This is a genomic window from Frankia sp. QA3 (assembly GCF_000262465.1).
Classification (GTDB): Bacteria; Actinomycetota; Actinomycetes; order Frankiales; family Frankiaceae; genus Frankia.
This window is the reverse complement of the sequence record NZ_CM001489.1, coordinates 5,807,284-5,828,134: the sequence shown is the minus strand read 5'-3', so window position 1 is coordinate 5,828,134 and position 20,851 is coordinate 5,807,284. Positions and strand designations below refer to the sequence as shown.

The following is a 20,851-nucleotide window of genomic DNA, read 5'->3' as shown; positions in this document are numbered from 1 at the left end:
CCGCGGCCACCCCCGCTCCGGCGGCGCGCGGCGGCCGCGGACCATCCGCCGTCAGGGCCTCGACCAGCGTCATCTGGTTGATCATCGGCGGAGTCGGCGCCGCGGCCGCGGCCATGCTGGCCGAGGGGCGGCTCGGACCGCGCGATCCGTACGTCACCGACCCCTCATCCTGGTGGGGAATTCTCCCATCGACCCCGCCGGCCCAGACGGCAAGGGGCGTTCTGGCCGGGCTGTCCGCGCTCAGTGTCATCGCGCTGTGCCTGTGCTGGGTTCTCCTGGTACGCGCGATGACCGCCGGGCGGGTGTCCACCCGCGCCGGGCTCGCGGCCGCCGCCGCCTGGAGCCTGCCCTTCGCCGTCGGCCCCCCGCTGTTCAGCCGGGACGTCTACGCCTACGCCGCCCAGGGCGAGCTGGCCAGGCTCGGTCTGGACCCGGCGACCCACGGCGTGGCCACCCTGCTGACGGCCGGCGCGCCGGACGGTTCGGGCCGGGCGTTCGTGTGGGCCGTCGACCCGCGGTGGTGGCACACCCACACCCCCTACGGCGGCGCCGCGGTCGCGGTCGAGAAGGCCGCGGCGGCGATCGGCGGCGGCCCGGCCGGGACCGTCGCCGTGCTCCGGGTGGTCGCCGTGCTCGCCACCTTCGTCATGATCGCCCTGTCGCTGCGCCTCGCCGGATCCGACCCGGCCCGGCGCCGCGCGGTCGCGGTCCTGGTCGCGGCGAACCCCGTGGTCGTCATCCACCTCGTCGGCGGCGCGCACCTCGACGCGATCGCCGCAATGCTCGTCGTCGCCGCCCTCGTGCTGGACCGCGCCCGCCGCGTCCCGCACCCGCACCCGCACCCGCAGGCTGCGTCGGGGCGGACCGAGGCGCACGGGATCCTGCCGGGCGCCGCCGCGACGGGGCTGGCGTGCCTCGCGGGCAACGTCAAGGCGACCGCCCTGCTCTGCGTCGGCTGGCTGGTGCTGGCCCACCTGCTGGCAGCGCGGCGGTCGCCGCGGCCGGTGCGGGCGGGGGCCGTGCGCCTCGCCGCCGACGCCGCCGCCGCCGCCGTCGCCTCGGGCTTGAGCATCGCCGCCGCCGGCTTCGGCCCGACCTGGATCCACGCGCTGTCCACATCGGGCACCCTGACCACCGGAATCGCTCCCGCCGCCGTCCTCGCCGCGGCGGCGGACGGCGTGCTCGCACTGGTCGGCGTGCATCCCGCGGACGGCGCGACGCAACGGGTGACCCGGGCGCTGTGCCTAGCCGCCGCGGCGGCCGTCGTCCTCGCCCTCTCCCTGCGCGCCTGGCGCCACTCCCCTGGGGCACCGACCGGCACCGGCGCCGCGGAGGGGACGCCGGCACCGGACGGGGCGCCACCGGCGGGCGGTGACCGGGCGTTCCGGGCGTTCGCCGACAGCCGGCCCGACCTGGTCGTCGTCGGCTTCGGCGGGCTGGCCGTGGCGTTGGGCAATCCGGTGGTCTACCCCTGGTACCTCGCGCTGTGCCTGGCGCCACTCGCCGTCCTGGCGGCGCGCGGCGCCCCGGCCGGGCGGCGGGCGGGGCGGCTGCCGGGAACGGCCGCGGGGCGTACCGTCGCCGCGCTGGTCGCGGCCTCCACCTGGCTGTGCCTCGCGACCCTCCCGCCGCTCGCGGCCACCTGGCGGCTGCTCGGTCCCGCCGGAGTGGCCGCCCTCGTCACGGTCGCCGGGCTCGCCGTCGTCGCCGGGGCCGCAGCCGCGCTGCTGGCGGCCCGGCGGCGGCCCGCACCGCCCACCAGCACACCGTGAGCAGGCCGAGGTTGCGCCCGACCAGCAGCAGGCTCAGCACGATCCGGCCCTGGATGACGTCGTTGTACCGCCATGGGTAGATGATCTGGGTCAGCACGACGCAGGCCAGCAGCGCCACCGGCAGCCGCGCGCGCGGACCCCACGGTCGGCCGCCGCTCCCCGGCGCCGGCGCGGTGCCGGCGGCGTCTCCCGTGGCGCCCGGGGGCGCGACGGCGAGCCCCGCGGCGACCAGCGCGAGGATCCACACGAGGTACTGCGGGCTGAGCACCCGGGCGGTCACGACGACCACGACGACGAGCGCGAGGGCCCGCCCGGCGAGCGTCGCGGCCATCGCCCGCGGGTCGGCAGCGGCATCCCCCGGCGGGACGACGCAGGCAACGCCCGAGGTGACGGTCCCCTCGCCCGTCCGGGCCGCCCCGGCACCCGCCGGCTGCCGGGCCCGCGTCCACCACCACACCGCCGCGGCGACGACGGCGACGGCCTCGAGCAGGGTGCAGGCCGTGGCGACGGCGCGGGCCGCCGGACCGCCGAACTGCAGGGAGCCGTAGGAGTAGTCGGGCGCCGGGCCGCCGAGCATGTGGGCGACGACGAACGGCGTCGCGGCCACCGCCTCGACCTGCAGCCCGCGGGCCTGCTGCGCGCCGAGGAAGCCGAGGACGTCGCGCCACCACCCGGTCAGCGCTCCGACGGCGGCGAGCAGTCCCACGGCGCCCAGCAACCCACCGACCAGGCGGGCCGCCCCCGCCCGCAACCACGCCGGCCACCGTGACGGGGAGCCGGCCGGCGCCGGCACCGCGACCAGCAGCAGCAACGGCCACACCTTGAGCAGCGTCCCCACGCCGAGGTGGAATCCGGCGCGGCCGAACCGGGCGCGCGAGACGGCGAGCACCGCGGCGACCGCAGCCGCCGCCGGAAGCAGGTCGAACCGGGCCAGCGCCACCGGGCCCAGCGCCGTGATCCCGACCACCCAGAACAGCGCCGCGCCGCGGTCGCGCCGCGCCAGCGCGGCGGTCACGGCGGCGTCGGCGAGAAGCGTCAGCACGAGGAACGCCACCCGATAAGGCACCGCCGAAAGGGTGTGAGCGAGCTCCGGTAGCACGAGCGCGACCGCCGCCCCCGGCGGGTACTGCCAGCGATCATCGCCGGCGGGCAGCCCGCCGCCGTGGCCGAGATCGTGCGCCCAGTCGGCGTAGATTCGAAGATCACCGAGGACACTCTGCTGGGCGCCGAACGTCTGGCCGATCAGGACACCGACGACGAGCAGCGCGCGACTGAGCAGCCAGCCGCCCCATAACCGGCCGACGGCCGGACCGGGGGTACCCGGACCGGTCCGGGATGTGGCCGCCGGGCCGGCGGCGGCGATCGGCTCCGGGGCCGGCGGGCGGGGCGGCCCGGCGGACGGGGCCGACTGATCCGCGCGCACGCTCGCGACCGTACCCGCCCGTTCGGGCGGCCCGGGGCGCGCCCTCGACGTGCCGGGCGGGGGGCCTCTCCCGTCACCTATTGTTTGCGCCATATCGAGTCACTGCCACGGCACGCAACGGAGCGCGCCGTGGCCGACGAACCCGGCGGCGCGTTCGGCGGCAGAGGGTGGCTCGAAACGCGCCGCGGAGGTGCCTGTGATCCTCGGATCCGGCTCAGCATGGGACACGGCCTGCGTTCAACTGGCGAACGCGGCCCGTCATCTGGGCCTCGACGACGGACTGCACGAACTGCTCCGCACGCCCCGCCGGGCGATCACCGTCAGCGTGCCGCTGCTGCGTGACGACGGACAGCTGATGGTGCTGACCGGCTACCGCGTCCAGCACAACCTCGCCCGCGGCCCCGGCAAGGGCGGCATCCGCTACCACCCCAGCACCGACCTCGAGGAGGTCAAGGCGCTGGCGATGTGGATGACCTGGAAGTGCGCGCTGATGGGAATCCCCTACGGCGGGGCGAAGGGCGGCATCGCCGTGGAGCCGGCGCTGCTGTCCCGCCAGGAGCGCGAGCGCATGACCCGGCGCTACGCCGCCGAGCTCGTCCCCCTGATCGGGCCGGAGAAGGACATCCCGGCCCCCGACGTGGGCACCGACGAGCAGACCATGGCCTGGATCATGGACACGTACTCCACCCACACCGGCCACACCGCCACCGGCGTCGTGACCGGCAAGCCGCTGTCGATCGGCGGCTCCGCCGGGCGGGCCGGGGCGACCAGCCGCGGGGTCCAGCTCGCGCTGTTCGCCGCGCTGCGCCAGACCGGGCGGGACCCGCACGCGACGACCGTCGCCATCCAGGGCTTCGGCAAGGTCGGGGCGCTCACCGCCCAGTACCTGCACGACGCCGGCTGCAAGGTCGTCGCCGTCTCGGACGTCAAGGGCGGCGTCTACAACCCGCAGGGCCTCAACCCGGCGGCGCTGATCCGCCATCTCGCCGAGGGCGCGGAGACCGTCGTCGGCTTCCCCGGCACGGACACGCTCACCAATGACGACCTGCTCGAACTCGACGTGGACGTGCTGGTCCCCGCGGCGCTCGAAGGTGTGATCACCATCGAGAACGCCGACCGGATCTCCGCCCGGATCATCGTCGAGGGGGCCAACGGCCCGGTGACGGCCGAGGCCGACCGGATCCTGGAGGACCGGGGCGTGATGGTCGTGCCGGACATCCTCGCCAACGGCGGCGGTGTCGCGGTCTCGTACTTCGAGTGGGTGCAGGACATGCAGGCCTACTTCTGGTCCGAGGACGAGGTCAACGACCGGCTGCGGGCCCTGATGGAGCGCGCCTACAGCGAGGTGGCGATGCTCGCCACCACGCAGGGCATCAGCATGCGCAAGGCGGCACACGTCATCGGGGTGAGCCGGGTCGCCGAGGCACACCGCACGCGCGGCCTCTACCCCTGACGGCCCGCCTGCCGATCAGCCGTTTTCGCCTGAACCAACCGCCCCGTCCCTGACGGGCCGGGAAGCCGACCAACGGGGCACCACGCCGGCGCGAGGTGACGCGCCGGCCCCAGGGCGGGCCGCGCCGGGCGGCATCCCGGGCCTCGCGCCCGGGCTGCCACCGGACGGTGCCGGTCGCCGAGTTGCCGAGGGTGACCACGGTCAAGGCCACCGATCGTGCGAGCTCTCGGCAACTCGTGCGGCTGCCCGATCAGGCGACGCACCGGGACGCGGGCGCTCAGCGGCCGCGGCCGGCTCGGGCGCGACGCCGTGGACGGGCGCCGGCGGAGCGCGACGCAACCGGGGATCCCACCTCGGGGAGCACCGCTTCGGCGGAGAACACCGCTGTTTGTGCCGCCGCGGCCGCGACGGCGAGCAGGGCGTCGCGGTCGTCGGCCGGCGCGGTGCGGTTGCGGCGGCGGTGGCCGCAGCGCTCGCAGGCATGCGTGAGGACCACGTCGTGCGTCCGGGTCTCGACGGCCACCGGGCGCATCACCCCGCCGCAGCCGGCCGCACGGTCGCCGGGATGCACGTCGACGTGGCGCGAGCACAGGCAGGATGGGCAGTGGTTGGTGTACCCGTCGCCGCGCACGGAGGCCCCGCAGACGAGACAGACGAAGTCCTCCGTGGTGCGGGTGAAACGCCGGCTCACCGATCCAGCCTAGAGCCCCCCGGTCGCCGCGGGCCCGGCGTCGCCGTGGCCCACTGTCGCGATCGCCGCCCGGAACGTGTGTTCCCGGAGACGACCGGGGATGTCGGACCCACAGGATGAAATAGTGGGCGGCAAGCCATACCGGGCGTGGCGTGGCCGCGTCCTAGCGCGTCCGTCGTCCCGGCTGCGTCCCGAGGAGGTCCCGCTGTGCAGGCAGCTCAACCCCTGCCGCCCGAGGAACCCGGGCGGGCGAGCGCACCGGCCGCGGAGCTGTCCGACCGCGACCGGCGCATCCTTCGCTTCGAGCAGGGCTGGTGGCGTCATCCGGGGGCGAAGGAGGAGGCGATCCGCGCCGAGTTCGGCCTGTCCTCGACGCGTTACTACCAGATCCTCAACCGACTGATCGACTCGGACGCGGCACTGATCACCGATCCGATGCTCGTCCGACGGCTGCGCCGGCTGCGCGAGCAGCGCCGGGCCGCCAGGTCCGGCCGCCGGGACCGGGTCGAGGAGTAGAGCGCGCATGACGCATGGCACGAGCGCGCCGCCGCGGCGCCGCCCCCCGGACCGGCGCGCGGACCGGCTGCATGCCCTGGCGGCGGGGGTCATCGCCGTCCTCGCCGTGCTCGCCGGCATCCTGCTGGTCAACCTGCTCAACGGCAACTCCGACCCCGATCGGTCGAGGCCGGTCGCGGCGCCGACCCGCACGCCGGACGGCGGCAGCCCGAGCCCGTCGCCCGCCGTGCGCCGCACGACGCCCGCAGCCTCGCCGACCCATCGCCCGAGCCCGGCCGCGACGACGCCGCCCAGCGAGCGGCCGTCATCCCCGACGCCCGCGCCGCCGCCGACGCCGCAGACCCGGCGGGCCCCTGCGGTGACCGCGCCGGTGGTCGTGCTGAACAACTCCCGGATCTCCGGCCTGGCGGAGGCGGCGGCCGGGCGGGTCGAGGCCGCCGGGTTCCCGGTCGAGCGGACCGGGAACTTCCAGTCGATCTACAACGTCCCGGTCTCGACGGTGTTCTACGACGACTCCGACGCCGAGGCCGCCCAGGCCCTCAAGGACGCCGTTCCGGGCATCGAGAAGATCATCCCCCGCTCGCAGACGAGAATCATCTCCACCGACACCCTGATCCTCGTCATCACTCGCGACTTCCCCGCCGACCCGGAAAAATGATCAGTGATCGTCCCGCCTGAGACATCCCACGGTGGGCATGTCCGCCGGCCCTCGACCATCGACGACACCGACCCCGGGAAGGCTCCGTGAGCGATTCCGCCCAGCACAGCGCCGCGTCCGCCCAGCACAGCGCCGCCGACTCCGCAGCCCACGACGACTCCGCAGCCCACGACCAGCACAGCCCGCCCGCGCCCCGAACCCTCGCCGGGGGTGCCGGGCTCGCCGCCCTGCTCACCGCGCCCGACCGCGCGCTGATCGCCCTCGACTACGACGGCACGCTCTCCCCGATCGTGGCCCGCCCGGCCGATGCCGTCCCCGCCGCCGGGGCGATCGAGGCGCTGCGCCGGATCTCCCACGCGGTGGGCACTCTCGCGATCATCACCGGGCGGCCGGTCGACGCGCTGCTGGAGCTGACCGGGGTCGAGAAGCTCCCCGGCCTCGGCGACCTGGTCATCCTCGGCCAGTACGGACTGCAGCGGTGGGACTCGCGGTCGCGCGCGATCACCAGCCCGGAGCCGCTGGCGGGCGTGGCCACCGTCCGCGCCGCCCTGCCCGAGCTGCTGCGCGACGCCCCCGCCGGCACGGTCGTCGAGGACAAGCATCAGGCGCTCGTCGTGCACGTGCGCCGCACCGCCGACCCGGATGCGGCACTGGCCGCGCTGACCCCGGCACTGACCACCCTCGCCGAGGAGCACGGGCTGGAGGCCGCCCCCGGCAAGAAGGTGCTGGAGCTGCGCCCGCCCGGCCACGACAAGGGGGGCGCGCTGCGCGAGCTCGTCGCCGCCAGAGGGGCACGCTCGGTGCTGGTTGCCGGGGACGACTACGGCGACCTGCCCGCCTTCTCCGCCGTCGACGAGATGCGGGCGAGCGGGCTGCCCGGCATCACCGTGTGCAGCGACAGCCCCGAGGTCCCCGCCGTGCTGCGGGAGCGTGCCGACCTGGTCGTCGGCGGGCCCGCCGGAATGGTCGCGCTGCTGGAGGTGCTCATCGAGCGCCTCGGCGGTTGACCGGCGCGCCTGCGCGATCCGCGGCGAGGGCGGTGAGCTGGTCGGTGAACCAGACCCGCGGCGGCAGCCGGCCGGCCACGGCGGCGAGCTCGCCGGCGCGGCGCCGGCGGTCGGCCGCGGGCATCGTCAGCGCCGTGTGCAGGGCCTGCGCGGTCGCCTGGATGTCGAAGGGATTGATCACCAGTGCCGCCCGGCCCATCTCCGCGCAGGCCCCCGCCTCCCGGGACAACACCAGCACGGCGTCTCGCCGCGACACGACCGGCCCCTCCTTCGCGACGAGGTTCATCCCGTCCCGGATCGGGTTGACGACGAGCACCTCGGCGAGCGAGAGCGCGGCGATCGACCGCGGGTAGTCGTCGGTGATCTCCAACCGCAGCGGCAGCCAGGTGTCCGTGGCGAACTCGTCCTCGATCTCCGCGGCGAGACGCTGCACCGTGGCGGTGTACTCGCGGTACTCCGGCAGGTCGTGCCGCGACGGGTAGGCGCAGACCAGGTGCATCACCTTGCCGCGCCACTCCGGGCGGGTCCGCAGCAGCTCGCGGTAGGCGGCGAGGCCGCGCACGATGTTCTTGGACAGCTCGGTGCGGTCGACCCGGACGATCAGGCGCCGGCCCTCGGCCAGCTCGACGAGCTCCGCCGCCCGGGCGGCGACGTCGGATGCGCCGGCCCGGTCGCGCAGCTCGTCGGCGTCGACACCGAGCGGGTGCACCCCGATCCGCACCGTGTGGCCGGCCCCCGCCACCCCGGCGGGCGGCGCCACCGTGAGCGCGCGCCGCTCGACCCGCACCCCCGACAGGCCGCGGGCGCACTCGGTGAAGGCGTCGGCCCACGCGTCGGTGAGGAACCCCAGCCGGTCGGCGCCGAGCATGCCGCGCAGGATCTGCTCGCCGATGTCGTCGGGGAGCATCCGGAAGTACTCCGGCGGCGCCCACGGGGTGTGGCTGAAGTGGGCGATGCGAAGGTCCGGGCGCAGCCGGCGGAGCTGCCCGGGGACGAGGGTCAGGTGGTAGTCCTGGACGAGCACGCAGGCGCCCGGGGCGGCCTCGTGCGCCAGCGCCTCGGCGAACATCGCGTTGTACGCCTCGTAGGCCGCCCAGTCGCGGCGGAACGCCGGGTCGAACATCGGCTGCGAGGCCGGGGCGTAGAGCAGGTGCTGGATGAACCACAGGATGCGGTTCGCGACCGCGTTGTAGGCCCGGTCGAACACGACCCGGTCGACGTCGAGCATCCGCACGGCCGTGCCGCCGGTGTCATGGCCGGCGAGGTCGAGCCGGCCGGCCGGTGCCGCGCGGACCGCACGCCGGTCGGCGTCGCCGAGCGCGGCGCACACCCAGAGCATCGGCAGAGCCTCGGGCGGCGCATCGGCCGCCGCCTGGCCCAGGCCGCTGACCAGCCCGCCGGCCCCCCGGCGCAGCACCAGCTCCCCGTCGTCACCGGTGACGAACGCCACCGGACCCCGGTTGGAGGCCACCAGCACCCGCGCCGTCCCCAGCGGCGAAGGACTCGCCGACGTGCCCTGCTCGGCTTCCCGCATCCGCTGCACACTGCGGAGGGTAGGCCATCCGGACCGCCGTCCAGGCCGGACTGCAAGCCTCACCCCTGCCGACCCGCGCGGGTATCGCCGGATATGGCCTGGCATCGTCCGTCCGGTGTCCGGCCGCCGTCCGGTCCGCCAACAGCGGACGAACCGGCAGCGGATCGGGCGCGGACGGTCGGGCCGGGACGGTCGGATCAGGCGGCGACGGCCGACCGGACCGCGCTCGCCCAGCCGGCGCCGACCGTGCCCGCCTCGACCGTGACGTTGTCGTACCGGGCGAGCAGTGCGGTGATGTCCGGATGGCGCATCGCGTTCGCTACCAGGTGCATCCGCCCGACATGCGGGGCCATCGCCAGGTCGCTGGCGGAGTCGCCGATCGCGATCGCCTCGGCCGGGGACACGCCGCGCCGCTTGAGGTCGTAGGCCACCGCGTCGCCCTTGCCCACCCCGTCGGGGACGAGGTGGTAGACGTGCGGCGCCACCCCCAGTCCGGGCATGTGGGCCGGCGAGATCAGGCCGTTGTCACGCATGCTCAGCCAGGCGAAACCGGTCTCGGCGAGCCAGCCGTCGACCTCCGGCACGTCGATGCGGCCGCGGAGCATGACGTCGACCTCGCGGCCGGCGTGCCAGGGGGTGTGCAGCTCCAGGCGGTCGGGATAGCGCTCGATCAACCGGTCGAGCAGCGACTCGGGGACCTGGTCGACGTCGGGTGGCATGGCGCCGCGCAGGATCTCGCTGTCCCGCCCGTCGTTCCAGCCGACGATGGCGCCGAGCTCCCCGATGAAGCCGTCCGCGCCGAAGATCTGCGCCGCCTCGACCAGCTGCGGCCGGGTGCGGCCGCTGACCAGCACCAGCGCGATCCCGGCCGAGTGCAGCTCGGCGAGCGCCTGCGCCGGGTCCAGGGTGATCGCCCCGCCCTCGGCGCGGAAGAAGCAACCCTTCGGGCCGACCATCGTGCCGTCGAGATCGGTGTAGACGACGCGAATACTCACTGTCACGGACTCCCTGGTCTGCGAGGTGGGTCGGCCCGCCGGCGCGGCTGCCCGGGCACGGGGCGTGGACGGCGGTCGCCGGACGTGGACCCGGCGTGCCCGGCGCCGGTGAACATTGTGGGGGCCAGGGCGGGCCGCACCCGGCGAAACACGGTCTCATGACCGTGAACCACGAAACACCGGTGCACGATCTCCCGCACACGGTCTACAGTACGGACAGACAACTTCATCTGGCTCATCCAGAGGGGCAGAGGGAACGGCCCAGTGAAGCCCCGGCAACCACCCGCATCCGATGCGTGGCAGGTGCTAATTCCGACCCGTGGCAGGTTGCCCCGGGAAAGATGAGGAGCTTCTTCATGACTCTCGCGCCCGAGCGTGCCGACACCCCCGCCCTCGACGTCGCGAACCCCGCAGTCGGACTGTCCTGTCGTCACTGCGGCGCCACCTACCCGCTCTCCCCGTCCCACGTGTGCGTGGAGTGCTTCGCCCCGCTGGAGATCTCCTACGACCCCGACCTGCTGGGCCGGGTCACCCGGGAATCCATCGAGCGTGGGCCGGCGAACCTGTGGCGTTACGTCGGCCTGCTGCCCGCGGGGCATGACCCGGCGCGGCGGGTGTCGCTCGGCGCCGGCTGGACGCCGCTGCGCCCCGCCCCGCGCCTGGCCGCCGAGCTGGGGATGAAGACGCTCTACGTCAAGGACGACAGCGCCAACCCGACGCACTCGTTCAAGGACCGCGTCGTCTCGGTGGCGCTGAGCGCCGCCCGCGAGCTCGGGTTCACCACGGTGGCCTGCGCCTCGACCGGCAACCTCGCCCAGTCCGTGGCCGCGCACGCCGCCGGGGCCGGCCTGCGCTCGGTGGTGCTGGTGCCGCACGACCTGGAGGCCGGCAAGACCGTCTCCACCGGCGTGTACGGCGGGACCCTCGTCGCGATCCAGGGCAACTACGACGACGTCAACCGGCTGTGCAGCGAGCTGGCCGGTGAGTACGAGTGGGCGTTCGTCAACGTCAACGTCCGGCCGTTCTACGCCGAGGGCTCCAAGACGCTGGGCTACGAGGTGGCCGAGCAGCTCGGCTGGCGGCTGCCCGAGCAGGTCGTCGTGCCGATCGCGTCCGGCTCGCTGCTCACCAAGGTCGACAAGGCGTTCGGCGAGCTCGGCAAGCTGGGCCTGGTGGAGCCGACGCCCTACCGGGTCTTCGGCGCGCAGGCCGCCGGCTGCAACCCGGTGGCCGCGGCGTTCGCCCGCGGGGTCGACACCGTCGCCCCGGTGCGGCCGTCGACGATCGCCAAGTCGCTGTCCATCGGCAACCCGGCCGACGGCCCGTACGCCCTCGACGTCGCCCGCCGCACCGGCGGCGCGATCACGGACGTCAGCGACGAGGAGATCCTCGAGGGTATGCGGCTACTCGCCCGCACCGAGGGCATCTTCGGCGAGACGGCCGGCGGCGTCACGGTCGCGAACCTGCGCCGCCTGCTGCGCGAGGGCCTGCTCGACCCGGCCGCCGAGACCGTCATCTACAACACCGGCGACGGGCTGAAGACCCTCGACCCGCTGGTCGAGACCGGCGGACCGACGGCCACCATCAAGCCGTCGCTGCGCGCCTTCGAGGCCGCCGGCCTCGGCGACGACTAACCCGCCGCGTTCCTCGTCCCCCAGCCTTTCCACAGGGACGAATCGGGCGCGCAGCCCTGTGGAAGGGCACGGTGGTCGGCGACACGGGAGCGCCCGGTTCCGCCGGCGAGTCGCCCGGCGGAACCCCGGGCGCGAGGCCGAGCGGCCCGCTGTCGCCCACGCGACAACGGGCCGACAATCCCGCCCAGGCAGCGGTTACGCGATTCCGAACGAGGCGGTCTCGCCCCCGCGGCGGGTTGCGAAACGGTCGGCGTCCGCGTGCTGCGAAGCGCGCGGACGCAGTACCGAGCTTGCACTCACCCATGCCGAGTGCTAAACAGGACCTGGCACTCTCACCTAGGGAGTGCCAAGGCTGAAACGGCGAGGCTGCCCGATCCGCCCGGCGTCCACGGTGGTTGCACCGGGGTCGGAGCCGGCGGGAGCCGTCCGTCGCGGGCGTCGTTGTGGCCAGGCCATCGAACCTGCCATCCCACTGGGAGGACCCAGAAACCATGCCGAAGATCATCGCCTTCGACGAGGAGGCTCGGCGCGGCCTGGAGCGCGGCATGAACCAGCTGGCCGATGCCGTCAAGGTCACGCTCGGTCCGAAGGGTCGCAACGTCGTACTGGAGAAGAAGTGGGGCGTCCCCACGATCACCAACGACGGTGTGAGCATCGCCAAGGAGATCGAGCTCGAGGACCCGTACGAGAAGATCGGTGCGGAGCTCGTCAAGGAAGTCGCGAAGAAGACCAACGACGTCGCGGGTGACGGCACCACGACCGCGACCATCCTGGCTCAGGCCCTGGTGCGCGAGGGTCTGCGCAACGTGGCCGCCGGCGCCAACCCCCTCGGCCTGAAGAAGGGCATCGAGGTCGCGGTCGAGCGCGTCTCCGAGGAGCTGTCGAAGCAGGCCAAGGAGGTCGAGACCAAGGAGCAGATCGCCTCCACGGCGTCGATCTCCGCCGGCGACCCGGCCATCGGCGGTCTCATCGCCGAGGCCCTCGACAAGGTCGGCAAGGAAGGCGTCGTCACCGTCGAGGAGAGCAACACCTTCGGTCTGGAGCTGGAGCTCACCGAGGGCATGCGCTTCGACAAGGGCTACATCTCGCCGTACTTCGTCACGGACGCCGACCGTCAGGAGGCCGTCCTCGACGACCCGTACATCCTGATCGTCAACAGCAAGATCGCCGCGGTGAAGGACCTGCTCCCGCTGCTGGAGAAGGTCATGCAGACCAGCAAGCCGCTGGTCATCATCTCCGAGGACGTCGAGGGCGAGGCCCTGGCGACCCTGGTCGTCAACAAGATCCGCGGCACCTTCAAGAGTGTCGCGGTGAAGGCCCCCGGCTTCGGGGACCGCCGCAAGGCGATCCTGGGCGACATCGCCATCCTCACCGGCGGCCAGGTCATCTCCGAGGACGTCGGTCTCAAGCTCGAGAGCACCTCGCTCGACCTGCTCGGCCGCGCGCGGAAGGTCGTCGTCACCAAGGACGAGACCACCGTCGTCGAGGGCTCGGGCGACCCCGACCAGATCGCCGGTCGGGTCAGCCAGATCCGCAACGAGATCGAGAAGTCCGACTCGGACTACGACCGCGAGAAGCTCCAGGAGCGCCTCGCGAAGCTGGCCGGCGGCGTCGCCGTCATCAAGGTCGGCGCGGCCACCGAGGTCGAGCTCAAGGAGAAGAAGCACCGCATCGAGGACGCGGTGTCCAACGCGAAGGCCGCCGTCGAGGAGGGCATCGTCGCCGGTGGCGGCGTCGCGCTGCTCCAGGCGTCGATCACCGCCTTCGAGAAGCTGGACCTGTCCGGTGACGAGGCGACCGGGGCGAACATCGTCCGGCTCGCGCTCGAGGCGCCCATCAAGCAGATCGCCTTCAACAGCGGTCTCGAGGGCGGCGTCGTGGTCGACAAGGTCCGCAACCTCCCGACCGGCCACGGTCTGAACGCGGCCACCGGCGAGTACGTCGACCTGATCGCCACCGGCATCATCGACCCGGCCAAGGTCACCCGCTCCGCGCTGCAGAACGCCGCGTCGATCGCCGGCCTGTTCCTCACCACCGAGGCCGTCATCGCCGACAAGCCGGAGAAGAACCCGGCTCCGGCCGTCCCCGGCGGCGGCGGCGAGATGGACTTCTAGTCCAGCTCCCCCGCACCACCCAGCGCGAGCGCTGGATCAGCACCACCGTCACGACGAAGGCGGCTCCGTTTCCCGGGGCCGCCTTTCGCCGTTGCGCGCCCCCACTGCGGCCGCCTAGGCCAGCCGGTGCCCGACCGCGCCCGACCCCCCGCAGGCGAGAACCGCCCACGCCGCTTCCGCCTCCCGCTCCGAATCCCCACGCCTCAGCTCGACGCCCTGCCGTCCACCCACGATTGCGGTGCGGTCGGCACGGTTTGGGGCCGGAATACCGTACAGGCTGCACCGCACTTCACCTGGGCCGACGCCACGTCAACGCGGGGATACCCCTTTATTGGGGTGATTGCCGCCAGAGCCGTACGTCACATTGAAAGTGCACCCCTCACCGCATCAGCCACGGTGGCGGCAAAGTCGGCATCTCCGACTTCTCACCGCCAGAGGCCACTCAGCCACCCCGACAAGATCGAAAAGGCGATGCGGCGGAACCCCACGACCACCCCGAGGCCAGGGGTCCCCGGATTGCGCCGAAGGCCCCCACGGCTCCCCCAGAAAGATCGCCGAAGGCGATCTGACGGAAACCCCACGACCACCCCGAGGCCAGGGGTCCCCGGATTGCGCCGAAGGCCCCCACGGCTCCCCCAGAAAGATCGCCGAAGGCGATCTGACGGAAACCCCACGACCACCCCGAGGCCAGGGGTCCCCGGATTGCGCCGAAGGCGCCATCCGGGGAAAGGCCCGCCTCCGCGGACGGGAGGTTCCGCGGAGGCGGGCTCTTCGGCCTGGGAGCGGGCGCCACTCGGGACGGAGCGAACGCCAGGAGGCGCTCCCAAAGACGACCTTGCGCCAAGAAAGGTTCTCGGCCGTCAGCAACGGCGATCAAGTTACCACTGGGTATTGGAGCCGACAAGAGTTTTATGTCACTTCTTTTCAACAATTCGCGGCGGGGGAGGTTAGAGCTCGACTATTTGCGCGACACGGACAATTAACGCAGTCGGTCTTTCGACAGGGCCTCCGCGGCGGGGCACGATAGGCAGCGTGGTCCAGGCACCCCCGCAGTCCCGCTCCCACCGCCCGTCGGTAACCGTGCCCGCACCTCCGGTCACGGTCGAGAATCTCGACACCGGCGGGTACGACGATGCCCGGCTGGAGCTGCTGGACGGGCTGTGCGTCCTGCGCCCGTGGCCGACGCCGCTGCGCGCCCGGGTGACCAGCCGGCTGACCCGGCTGCTGACGCAGGCAGCCACCTCCGGCGCCCACGTGCTCCCCGCCGGGGTCGGGGTGGAGTTGTCAGCGCGCTGCCTGCTTGTGCCGGACATCGTCGTCGCCCCGAGCCCCGAGGTGGTGGGCCGCCGGCTGCGGGAGACGCCGTACCTCGTCGTCGAGGTCGCGGATGCGAGCACCCGCCGCTACGACCGCACACTGAAGCTCGATCTCTACCGGGAGCGCGGGGTGCCGTCGTGCTGGCTGATTGATCCGGACGCGGCGACGCTGGAGGCGTTCGAGCTGGTTGACGGCGCCTACGTGACCACCAGCGCGGCCGACCCACGGGGTGAGTTCAGTGCGAGGCGCCCGTTCCCGGTGACCGTCCGGCCCATCGAGCTGATCGACCCGCCCGACGCCGAGTGAGAGGCGGCGCCTGGGACCGGGTTGGTCCCGCCCGCGCCGTCGTGGGCCCGGCGAGGTCGGGCGTGCGCTGGCCGGGCTAGTCCCACCCGCCAGCGCCGTCGGGGTCGGGGTCGGCGATGTCGTCCGGGTCCGCGAGGTCGCCGCGGTCGGCGGCGTCACGCGGGTCGGGGATGTCATCGGCGTCGATGATCGTGTACGCGTAGCCCTGCTCGGCGAGGAAGCGCTGGCGGTGGGCCGCGTACTCCTGGTCGACGGTGTCGCGGGCGACCACGGTGTAGAAGTGCGCCGCTCGGCCGTCGGCCTTGGGCCGCAGCACCCGCCCGAGGCGCTGCGCCTCCTCCTGTCGGGAGCCGAAGGTGCCCGAGACCTGCACCGCCACCCCGGCCTCCGGCAAATCGATGGACACGTTCGCGACCTTGGAGACGACCAACGTGGTGATCTCGCCCGTGCGGAACGCCTCGAACAGCCGCTCGCGCTCCCGGTTGCGGGTCGAGCCCTGGATGACGGGGGCGCCCAGCAGCTCGCCGAGCTCGTCAAGCTGGTCGAGGTAGGCGCCGATCACCAGCACCCGATCGCCGGAGTGCCGGCGGACGAGACGCTCCACCACCGCCCGCTTGCTGTAAGCGGTGGCGCACATCCGGTAGCGCTCCTCCGGCTCGGCGACGGCGTAGGCCATCCGCTCGTCGTCGGTCAGGGTGACCCGCACCTCGGTGCACTCCGCGGGGGCGATCCAGCCCTGCGCCTCGATCTCGCGCCACGGCGCGTCGTACCGCTTCGGCCCGATCAGCGAGAAGACGTCGCCCTCCCGGCCGTCCTCGCGCACCAGGGTCGCCGTCAGGCCGAGCCGGCGGCGGGACTGGATGTCGGCGGTCATCCGGAAGACCGGCGCGGGCAGCAGGTGCACCTCGTCGTAGACGATCAGGCCCCAGTCTCGGGCGCCGAACAGGTCCAGGTGCAGGTACTCGCCCTTGCGACGGGCCGTCATCACCTGGTAGGTCGCGATGGTGACCGGGCGAATCTCCTTGCGCTCGCCGGAGTACTCGCCGATCTCCTCCTCGGTCAGCGAGGTACGGCGCAGCAGCTCGTGCCGCCATTGGCGACCGGCGACCGTGTTCGTGACCAGGATCAGCGTGGTCGCGCCGGCCTGGGCCATCGCTGCCGCGCCGACGATGGTCTTCCCCGCGCCCGACGGCAGCACGACGACGCCGGAGCCGCCCTCCCAGAAGCCCGCGACCGCGCCCTTCTGGTACTCGCGCAGCTCCCAGCCGTCCTGGCAAAGCTCGATCGGGTGCTTCTCGCCGTCGACGTAGCCGGCGAGGTCCTCCGCGGGCCAGCCGAGCTTGAGCAGCGCCTGCTTGAGCCGGCCGCGCTCGGACGGGTGCACGGCGATCGTGTCGTCGTCGATGCGCGCGCCCAGCATCGGCGCGACCTTCTTCGCCCGCGCGACCTCGACGAGCACGGCCCGGTCGAGCGCCCGCAGCACCAGTCCGTGGACCGGATCGTTCTCCAGCCGCAGCCGGCCGTAGCGGTCCATGGTGTCGGCGACGTCGACGAGCAGCGCGTGCGGCACCGCGTAGCGGGAGTGGCGGACGAGCGCGTCCACCACCTGCTCGGCATCATGCCCGGCGGCGCGGGCATTCCACAGGGCCAGCGGGGTGACCCGGTAGGTGTGCACGTGCTCCGGGGACCGCTCCAGCTCGGCGAACGGGGCGATGGCCGCCCGGGCCTCGGGGGCACCGGGATGGTCGACCTCCAGGAGCAGGGTCTTGTCCGACTGAACGATCAACGGGCCGTCCGCCACCCTCACCATCCTCCTGGTTCCGCCGTACGGCATCGGCCCACCCGGGCACGTCCCGGAGGGCACGCCGCCGTGCGAGCGACGTACATCGACGGTACAGGCGCCCACCGACAGGTTGGCGACGCCGTCCTGAGGGAGCCCACGAGGCAGGTGGCGGCGCGGGGCAGACAGTCACGCAACGCCGCAGCCGCGGCGCCGTCCGACTCAGGGCGGTCGCTCACGGGCTGCCAGGCTCACGGGCTGCCAGGCTCACGGGCTGTCAGGCTCAGGAGCTCAGGGCGGGTCGGCCGCGTCCGGCGTGGAGGCCGTCCAGTCGGCCGGCGCCGGGGCGCCGCCACCACCGAACACCTCGTCGATGTCGGCAACCCCGGTCACCCGGTGCAGGGCGAAGCGACGCGGGGCGGCGCTGAGCTCGTCCCAGGCGGTCAGCCAGCCACCATCCACCGCGGTCGGCCGCACGATCCGGTCGCTGGGGGTGCCCTGCTGGTCGACGTACCCGAGCAGAACCCGGCGCCGGTCCCGGACGGCGCCCTGCAACATCACGAGGATGAGCGGGGCGGACCGGGTGAGCCCGATCTCAGCGCCGGCGACACCCCCGGCCGCCCGCATCGCCTGCGCGCTGTCGTCGCCGCGGCGCACCAGCCGCAGCACGTCGCGCGCCTGCGCGAGCCGCCCGTCAGCGACGTCGACGGGCGCCGGGCGCGGCCTTGCCGGGGTCCGGTGGGTGGCCGGCCGGCTGAGCACCACCCGGCCGTCGGGCGCCTCCGCAACCGGCGCGTATCCCGCGGCGCGCAGACCGGCGAGCACCTCGCCGGTCGGCAGCGGGGAGATGACGATGGTCGGCGCTATCCGGCGCAGCCCCAGCCCCTGCGTGCGGCGGCTGGCGACCACCTCGGCGAGCAGCGCGGTGTCGTCGCAGCGCAGGTAGCTCGATGCGGGACCGGCCCGCAGCCGGCCGTGCCGGCGGGCGGTGTCGTCGATCAGGTAGGTCAGCCCCTGGGGGACGCCGGCGCGGCCCAGGCGACCGAGCGTGGCGTGGATGTCCTCGGCAGTCAGCCCCAAGTCGAGCCCGCGGCGCAGCGACTCCTCGGAGAAGCGGTAGACGGTCGCGGCACCCGACGACTCGACGTCCGCCATCCGCGCGAGCTCCGCGGCCACCCGGGGGAGCAGCGGACCGGGGGCGACCGCGGTCAGGTCCGCCTGCAGCAGCAGCTCCTCGACCGGCTCGGGCAGCAGCGGCGCGAGGGCGTCGGCGAGCCGGCCGCACAGCGCGGCGTCCCCGCCGGCCGGCCGGCTCGGCAGGCCCACGACCCGCGCCGGGTCGGCGCTCTCCTCGTCGAGCTGCGTGGCCAGTAGCCGCCCGACGGTACTCGGCGCCCCCCGCCCGGTCAGGCCGAGCAGCTCCGCCTCGCCAACCGTGCCGTCGATCATCCCGGCCAGCAGCGTGCCCGCCCGCCGCGGCGCCCGCCAGGTCAGCAGTGCGCGCAGCGACTCGCCGGTCGGCGCCACCCCGGCCGGCGCCGCCGCCAGCGCGCGCAGGACCTGGGCCCGCAGGTCCGGCGCGGAGGAGCGGCGGACCTCCAGCGACAGCGCGGCGATCTGGCGACCCCGCTCGTCCCGCTCGCCCACCAGCCAGGCGGCGCTCGGCGAACGCAGCCAGCCCTCGACCAGCACCGCCCACCGCGCCGCCACCAGGTCGGTGCCCCAGCGGTCGTAGGCCGCGGTGGGCATGTACTGGACGTCGACGCCGGCTGTCGCGTCGACGAGTCCGGCGGCCGCCGCGAGCTCCACCACGAAGGCGGCGGTCCGCTCGTCGGTGTCGAGCAGCTTCGCGGTCGCGCGCAGGTCGCGCACGCTCAACCCGCCGGTGCGCAGCGGGGTCACGGGCGTCGAGCCCCACGCGTCGAGCAGCGTGGTGACCCAGCGGACGACGGTGTCCGCGGCGAGCGCGGCCGCGGCGTCGGCGGCCGCCGCGCCGACATCCGCGCCCGTCGGCTCGGGCGGATACGGATGTAGCTGGCCGGCCGGAGCGTCACCGCGCACCGCGAGACCGACCTCCCGCGGCAGCTCGACGGTGTCTTCGTCGATCCCGACCAGCAGACCCCGGGCGAGCAGCTCCTCGACCGGGCTGCGGGCCGCCGAGACGGGGAGCAGCCGACCCGCCTCGGCGGTCGTGCCGAGCGCGGGACCGGCCGCCAGCCGGCGGAGCAGCTGGTGGGCCCGCTCGGAGCACCCGTCAAGCCAGCCCCGGACCCGCGCCGGATCGGCGAACAGCTCGGCGATGGCGTCGCCGAGATCGGCGCGGGCGGCGAACCCGGTCCCGGACTCCACCGAATCCGTCGCAGGCGGAATCGGGCCGACGGCGGCGGCGACCCTGGCCAGCTGGGGGTGCCGGTAGGCCGACAGGCACTCCCGCATCGGCCGGCCGAGCCCGAGCGGCCGCGACCCCACGAGATCGACGGCCATGCCGACGACCCGCAACGCGCCGTCATCACCCCAGAGCAGGCCCAGCTCGCGCAGCCGGTGCACCACCCCGGCCACCACCTCGGCGTGCCCGCAGAACGCGGCAAGCTCGGCCAGCGGCACCGGGGAGGGCAGGATCGTCAGCGCCTCCAGCACCTCGCACGCGAAGGTGCCGAGCCGTTCCAGAGCGCGCGCGACGCTCACCCGGATCTCCAGCCGGGCGGCCAGGACGTCGAAATCCGGCGGCGGCGGTGTCGCGAGATCGGGTCGCAGCAGGAACAGCCGGATGATCGCCTCGTCAGGCAGCGCGCGCAGCCAGCCCACGAGCGTCGGGTACTCGTCTGGCGCGGGATCGACCGGCATCGACACCATCATGACGGTAGCTGGCCCGGCACCAGCCGGGCACAGCGCCGCGGCCTACCTCGAACGCGCCGCGTCACCCGTCCGGACGCCGGACTCGCAACCCCGGCGGACGCCGCCGTCACGCCGGCGGACGGACGCCGCCCCGGCGACCGGCAGGTCCGCGCGCCGCATGGTCGGGCCGCCGCCGCCCGCCCCGAGCCCGAGCCGGGCCGTGCCGACCTGGTCCAACACCCAGCCGCAGCAGGTGTCCCAGCGCAGCACGGCGATCGCCGGGTCGGTGCCACCCGGTGCACGCAGGACGGCGAACGCCCAGTCCGGAGCGCCGGTCGAGGTACGGATGCCGGTGATGCGAAGGCCGCCCGCCGCGAGCGTGGCCACCAGTGGGCTGTCGAGGACGGCGGCGGTGATCGCGGCGGCCTCGGCCTCGGTGGCCGGGCGCCCGGGACCGTCGGAGACTTCGGACGCGGTGGCGCCCGTCCCCGTGAGACCCGGCGCCGTCCAGTCCCGCTGCGGCACCCCGTGACCGGCGTCGCCGGCCAGCGGGACCGCAGGGGCTACTGCGAGTCTCGGACGCACGTGGCCTCCTTGGATGCCTTGGCAGGCCGGGGCACGCGTTCGGTCGAACATCGGCGACCAGGGTGCCCGACGGTGGCGGGCACTCGCGAGACGAGGTCGACGGAATGCGACAGACCTACCAATACCGATTGGACACGCCGAGGACCGCCGAACGCAAGGGGATTCGGCAAACTGGGACGCATCAATTTTGGCGAGGTCCGCTTCCCGCGTCTCAACGGTGGGAAGGCCACT

Annotated in this window: 15 protein-coding genes and 1 riboswitch; of the genes, 8 read left to right on the top strand and 7 right to left on the bottom strand. The window is 74.0% G+C overall.

The window, feature by feature from the left end; all coding sequences use genetic code 11:
- Positions 1-77 precede the first annotated feature (77 nt).
- Positions 78-1,772, top strand: coding sequence for a polyprenol phosphomannose-dependent alpha 1,6 mannosyltransferase MptB (gene mptB, locus FRAQA3DRAFT_RS23920; RefSeq protein ID WP_232291727.1), 1,695 nt, complete (start codon positions 78-80; stop codon positions 1,770-1,772).
- On the opposite strand, the gene FRAQA3DRAFT_RS23915 is transcribed toward mptB, so the two are convergent.
- Positions 1,681-3,195, bottom strand: coding sequence for a glycosyltransferase 87 family protein (locus FRAQA3DRAFT_RS23915; RefSeq protein WP_009741629.1), 1,515 nt, complete (start codon positions 3,193-3,195; stop codon positions 1,681-1,683). The two genes, mptB and FRAQA3DRAFT_RS23915, sit on opposite strands and share 92 nt — an antisense overlap.
- Before the next feature lie 196 nt (positions 3,196-3,391).
- Here FRAQA3DRAFT_RS23915 and FRAQA3DRAFT_RS23910 point away from each other — a divergent pair, with 196 nt between their 5' ends.
- Positions 3,392-4,648: a Glu/Leu/Phe/Val dehydrogenase gene (locus tag FRAQA3DRAFT_RS23910; RefSeq protein WP_009741628.1), complete on the top strand. Its 1,257-nt coding sequence runs from the start codon at positions 3,392-3,394 to the stop codon at positions 4,646-4,648.
- 277 nt (positions 4,649-4,925) lie between these two features.
- On the opposite strand, the gene FRAQA3DRAFT_RS23905 is transcribed toward FRAQA3DRAFT_RS23910, so the two are convergent.
- Complete coding sequence (locus FRAQA3DRAFT_RS23905; RefSeq protein WP_009741627.1) at positions 4,926-5,339, bottom strand: RNHCP domain-containing protein; 414 nt, start codon at positions 5,337-5,339, stop codon at positions 4,926-4,928.
- 207 nt (positions 5,340-5,546) lie between these two features.
- On the opposite strand from FRAQA3DRAFT_RS23905, the gene FRAQA3DRAFT_RS23900 reads away from it, so the two are divergent.
- The 3 genes from FRAQA3DRAFT_RS23900 (at position 5,547) to otsB (ending at position 7,520) form a co-directional block, all read left to right on the top strand.
- The gene (locus FRAQA3DRAFT_RS23900; protein ID WP_009741626.1) at positions 5,547-5,855 is read left to right on the top strand and encodes a DUF3263 domain-containing protein; all 309 of its coding nucleotides are present in this window, start codon (positions 5,547-5,549) and stop codon (positions 5,853-5,855) included.
- Between the two features lie 7 nt (positions 5,856-5,862).
- Positions 5,863-6,513, top strand: coding sequence for a LytR C-terminal domain-containing protein (locus FRAQA3DRAFT_RS23895; protein WP_009741625.1), 651 nt, complete (start codon positions 5,863-5,865; stop codon positions 6,511-6,513).
- 227 nt (positions 6,514-6,740) lie between these two features.
- Positions 6,741-7,520: a trehalose-phosphatase gene (gene otsB, locus FRAQA3DRAFT_RS23890; RefSeq protein WP_157468712.1), complete on the top strand. Its 780-nt coding sequence runs from the start codon at positions 6,741-6,743 to the stop codon at positions 7,518-7,520.
- Here otsB and FRAQA3DRAFT_RS23885 read toward each other — a convergent pair.
- Both FRAQA3DRAFT_RS23885 and FRAQA3DRAFT_RS23880 read right to left on the bottom strand, forming a co-directional pair.
- Positions 7,498-9,054, bottom strand: coding sequence for a trehalose-6-phosphate synthase (locus FRAQA3DRAFT_RS23885; protein WP_051054468.1), 1,557 nt, complete (start codon positions 9,052-9,054; stop codon positions 7,498-7,500). The genes otsB and FRAQA3DRAFT_RS23885 overlap by 23 nt on opposite strands.
- 197 nt (positions 9,055-9,251) lie before the next feature.
- Entirely contained in the window at positions 9,252-10,049 is a 798-nt protein-coding gene (locus tag FRAQA3DRAFT_RS23880; RefSeq protein ID WP_009741622.1) for an HAD hydrolase family protein, read from the bottom strand.
- 232 nt (positions 10,050-10,281) lie between these two features.
- A riboswitch (SAM riboswitch) is annotated at positions 10,282-10,397 on the top strand.
- 8 nt (positions 10,398-10,405) lie between these two features.
- On the opposite strand from FRAQA3DRAFT_RS23880, the gene thrC reads away from it, so the two are divergent.
- From thrC to FRAQA3DRAFT_RS23865, 3 genes are all read left to right on the top strand, one after another.
- A complete protein-coding gene (gene thrC, locus FRAQA3DRAFT_RS23875) occupies positions 10,406-11,683 on the top strand; it encodes a threonine synthase (protein WP_009741621.1) in 1,278 nt (425 codons plus the stop codon).
- Positions 11,684-12,174: 491 nt separating this feature from the next.
- The gene (gene groL / locus FRAQA3DRAFT_RS23870) at positions 12,175-13,797 is read left to right on the top strand and encodes a chaperonin GroEL (RefSeq protein ID WP_009741620.1); all 1,623 of its coding nucleotides are present in this window, start codon (positions 12,175-12,177) and stop codon (positions 13,795-13,797) included.
- 1,032 nt (positions 13,798-14,829) lie between these two features.
- Complete coding sequence (locus tag FRAQA3DRAFT_RS23865; RefSeq protein ID WP_009741619.1) at positions 14,830-15,420, top strand: Uma2 family endonuclease; 591 nt, start codon at positions 14,830-14,832, stop codon at positions 15,418-15,420.
- Positions 15,421-15,496: 76 nt separating this feature from the next.
- Here the strand turns inward: FRAQA3DRAFT_RS23865 and FRAQA3DRAFT_RS23860 are convergent, their stop codons facing one another.
- The 3 genes from FRAQA3DRAFT_RS23860 to FRAQA3DRAFT_RS23850 all read right to left on the bottom strand — a co-directional run bounded on the left by FRAQA3DRAFT_RS23860 (position 15,497) and on the right by FRAQA3DRAFT_RS23850 (position 20,620).
- On the bottom strand, positions 15,497-17,221 hold the full coding sequence (locus tag FRAQA3DRAFT_RS23860; RefSeq protein WP_009741618.1) for a DNA repair helicase XPB: 1,725 nt from the start codon (positions 17,219-17,221) through the stop codon (positions 15,497-15,499).
- A 270-nt stretch (positions 17,222-17,491) separates the two neighbouring features.
- Positions 17,492-20,056: a helicase-associated domain-containing protein gene (locus FRAQA3DRAFT_RS23855; RefSeq protein WP_009741617.1), complete on the bottom strand. Its 2,565-nt coding sequence runs from the start codon at positions 20,054-20,056 to the stop codon at positions 17,492-17,494.
- A 42-nt stretch (positions 20,057-20,098) separates the two neighbouring features.
- Positions 20,099-20,620, bottom strand: a complete 522-nt coding sequence (locus FRAQA3DRAFT_RS23850) for a hypothetical protein (RefSeq protein WP_009741616.1) — start codon at positions 20,618-20,620, stop codon at positions 20,099-20,101.
- Between the last annotated feature and the right edge of the window lie 231 nt (positions 20,621-20,851).

Coding starts and splice junctions, on each gene's coding strand:
- thrC (WP_009741621.1), top strand. CDS start 10,406: ATGACTCTCGCGCCCGAGCGTGCCGACACCCCCGCCCTCGACGTCGCG.
- FRAQA3DRAFT_RS23885 (WP_051054468.1), bottom strand. CDS start 9,054: ATGCGGGAAGCCGAGCAGGGCACGTCGGCGAGTCCTTCGCCGCTGGGG.
- FRAQA3DRAFT_RS23895 (WP_009741625.1), top strand. CDS start 5,863: ATGACGCATGGCACGAGCGCGCCGCCGCGGCGCCGCCCCCCGGACCGG.
- FRAQA3DRAFT_RS23855 (WP_009741617.1), bottom strand. CDS start 20,056: ATGATGGTGTCGATGCCGGTCGATCCCGCGCCAGACGAGTACCCGACG.
- groL (WP_009741620.1), top strand. CDS start 12,175: ATGCCGAAGATCATCGCCTTCGACGAGGAGGCTCGGCGCGGCCTGGAG.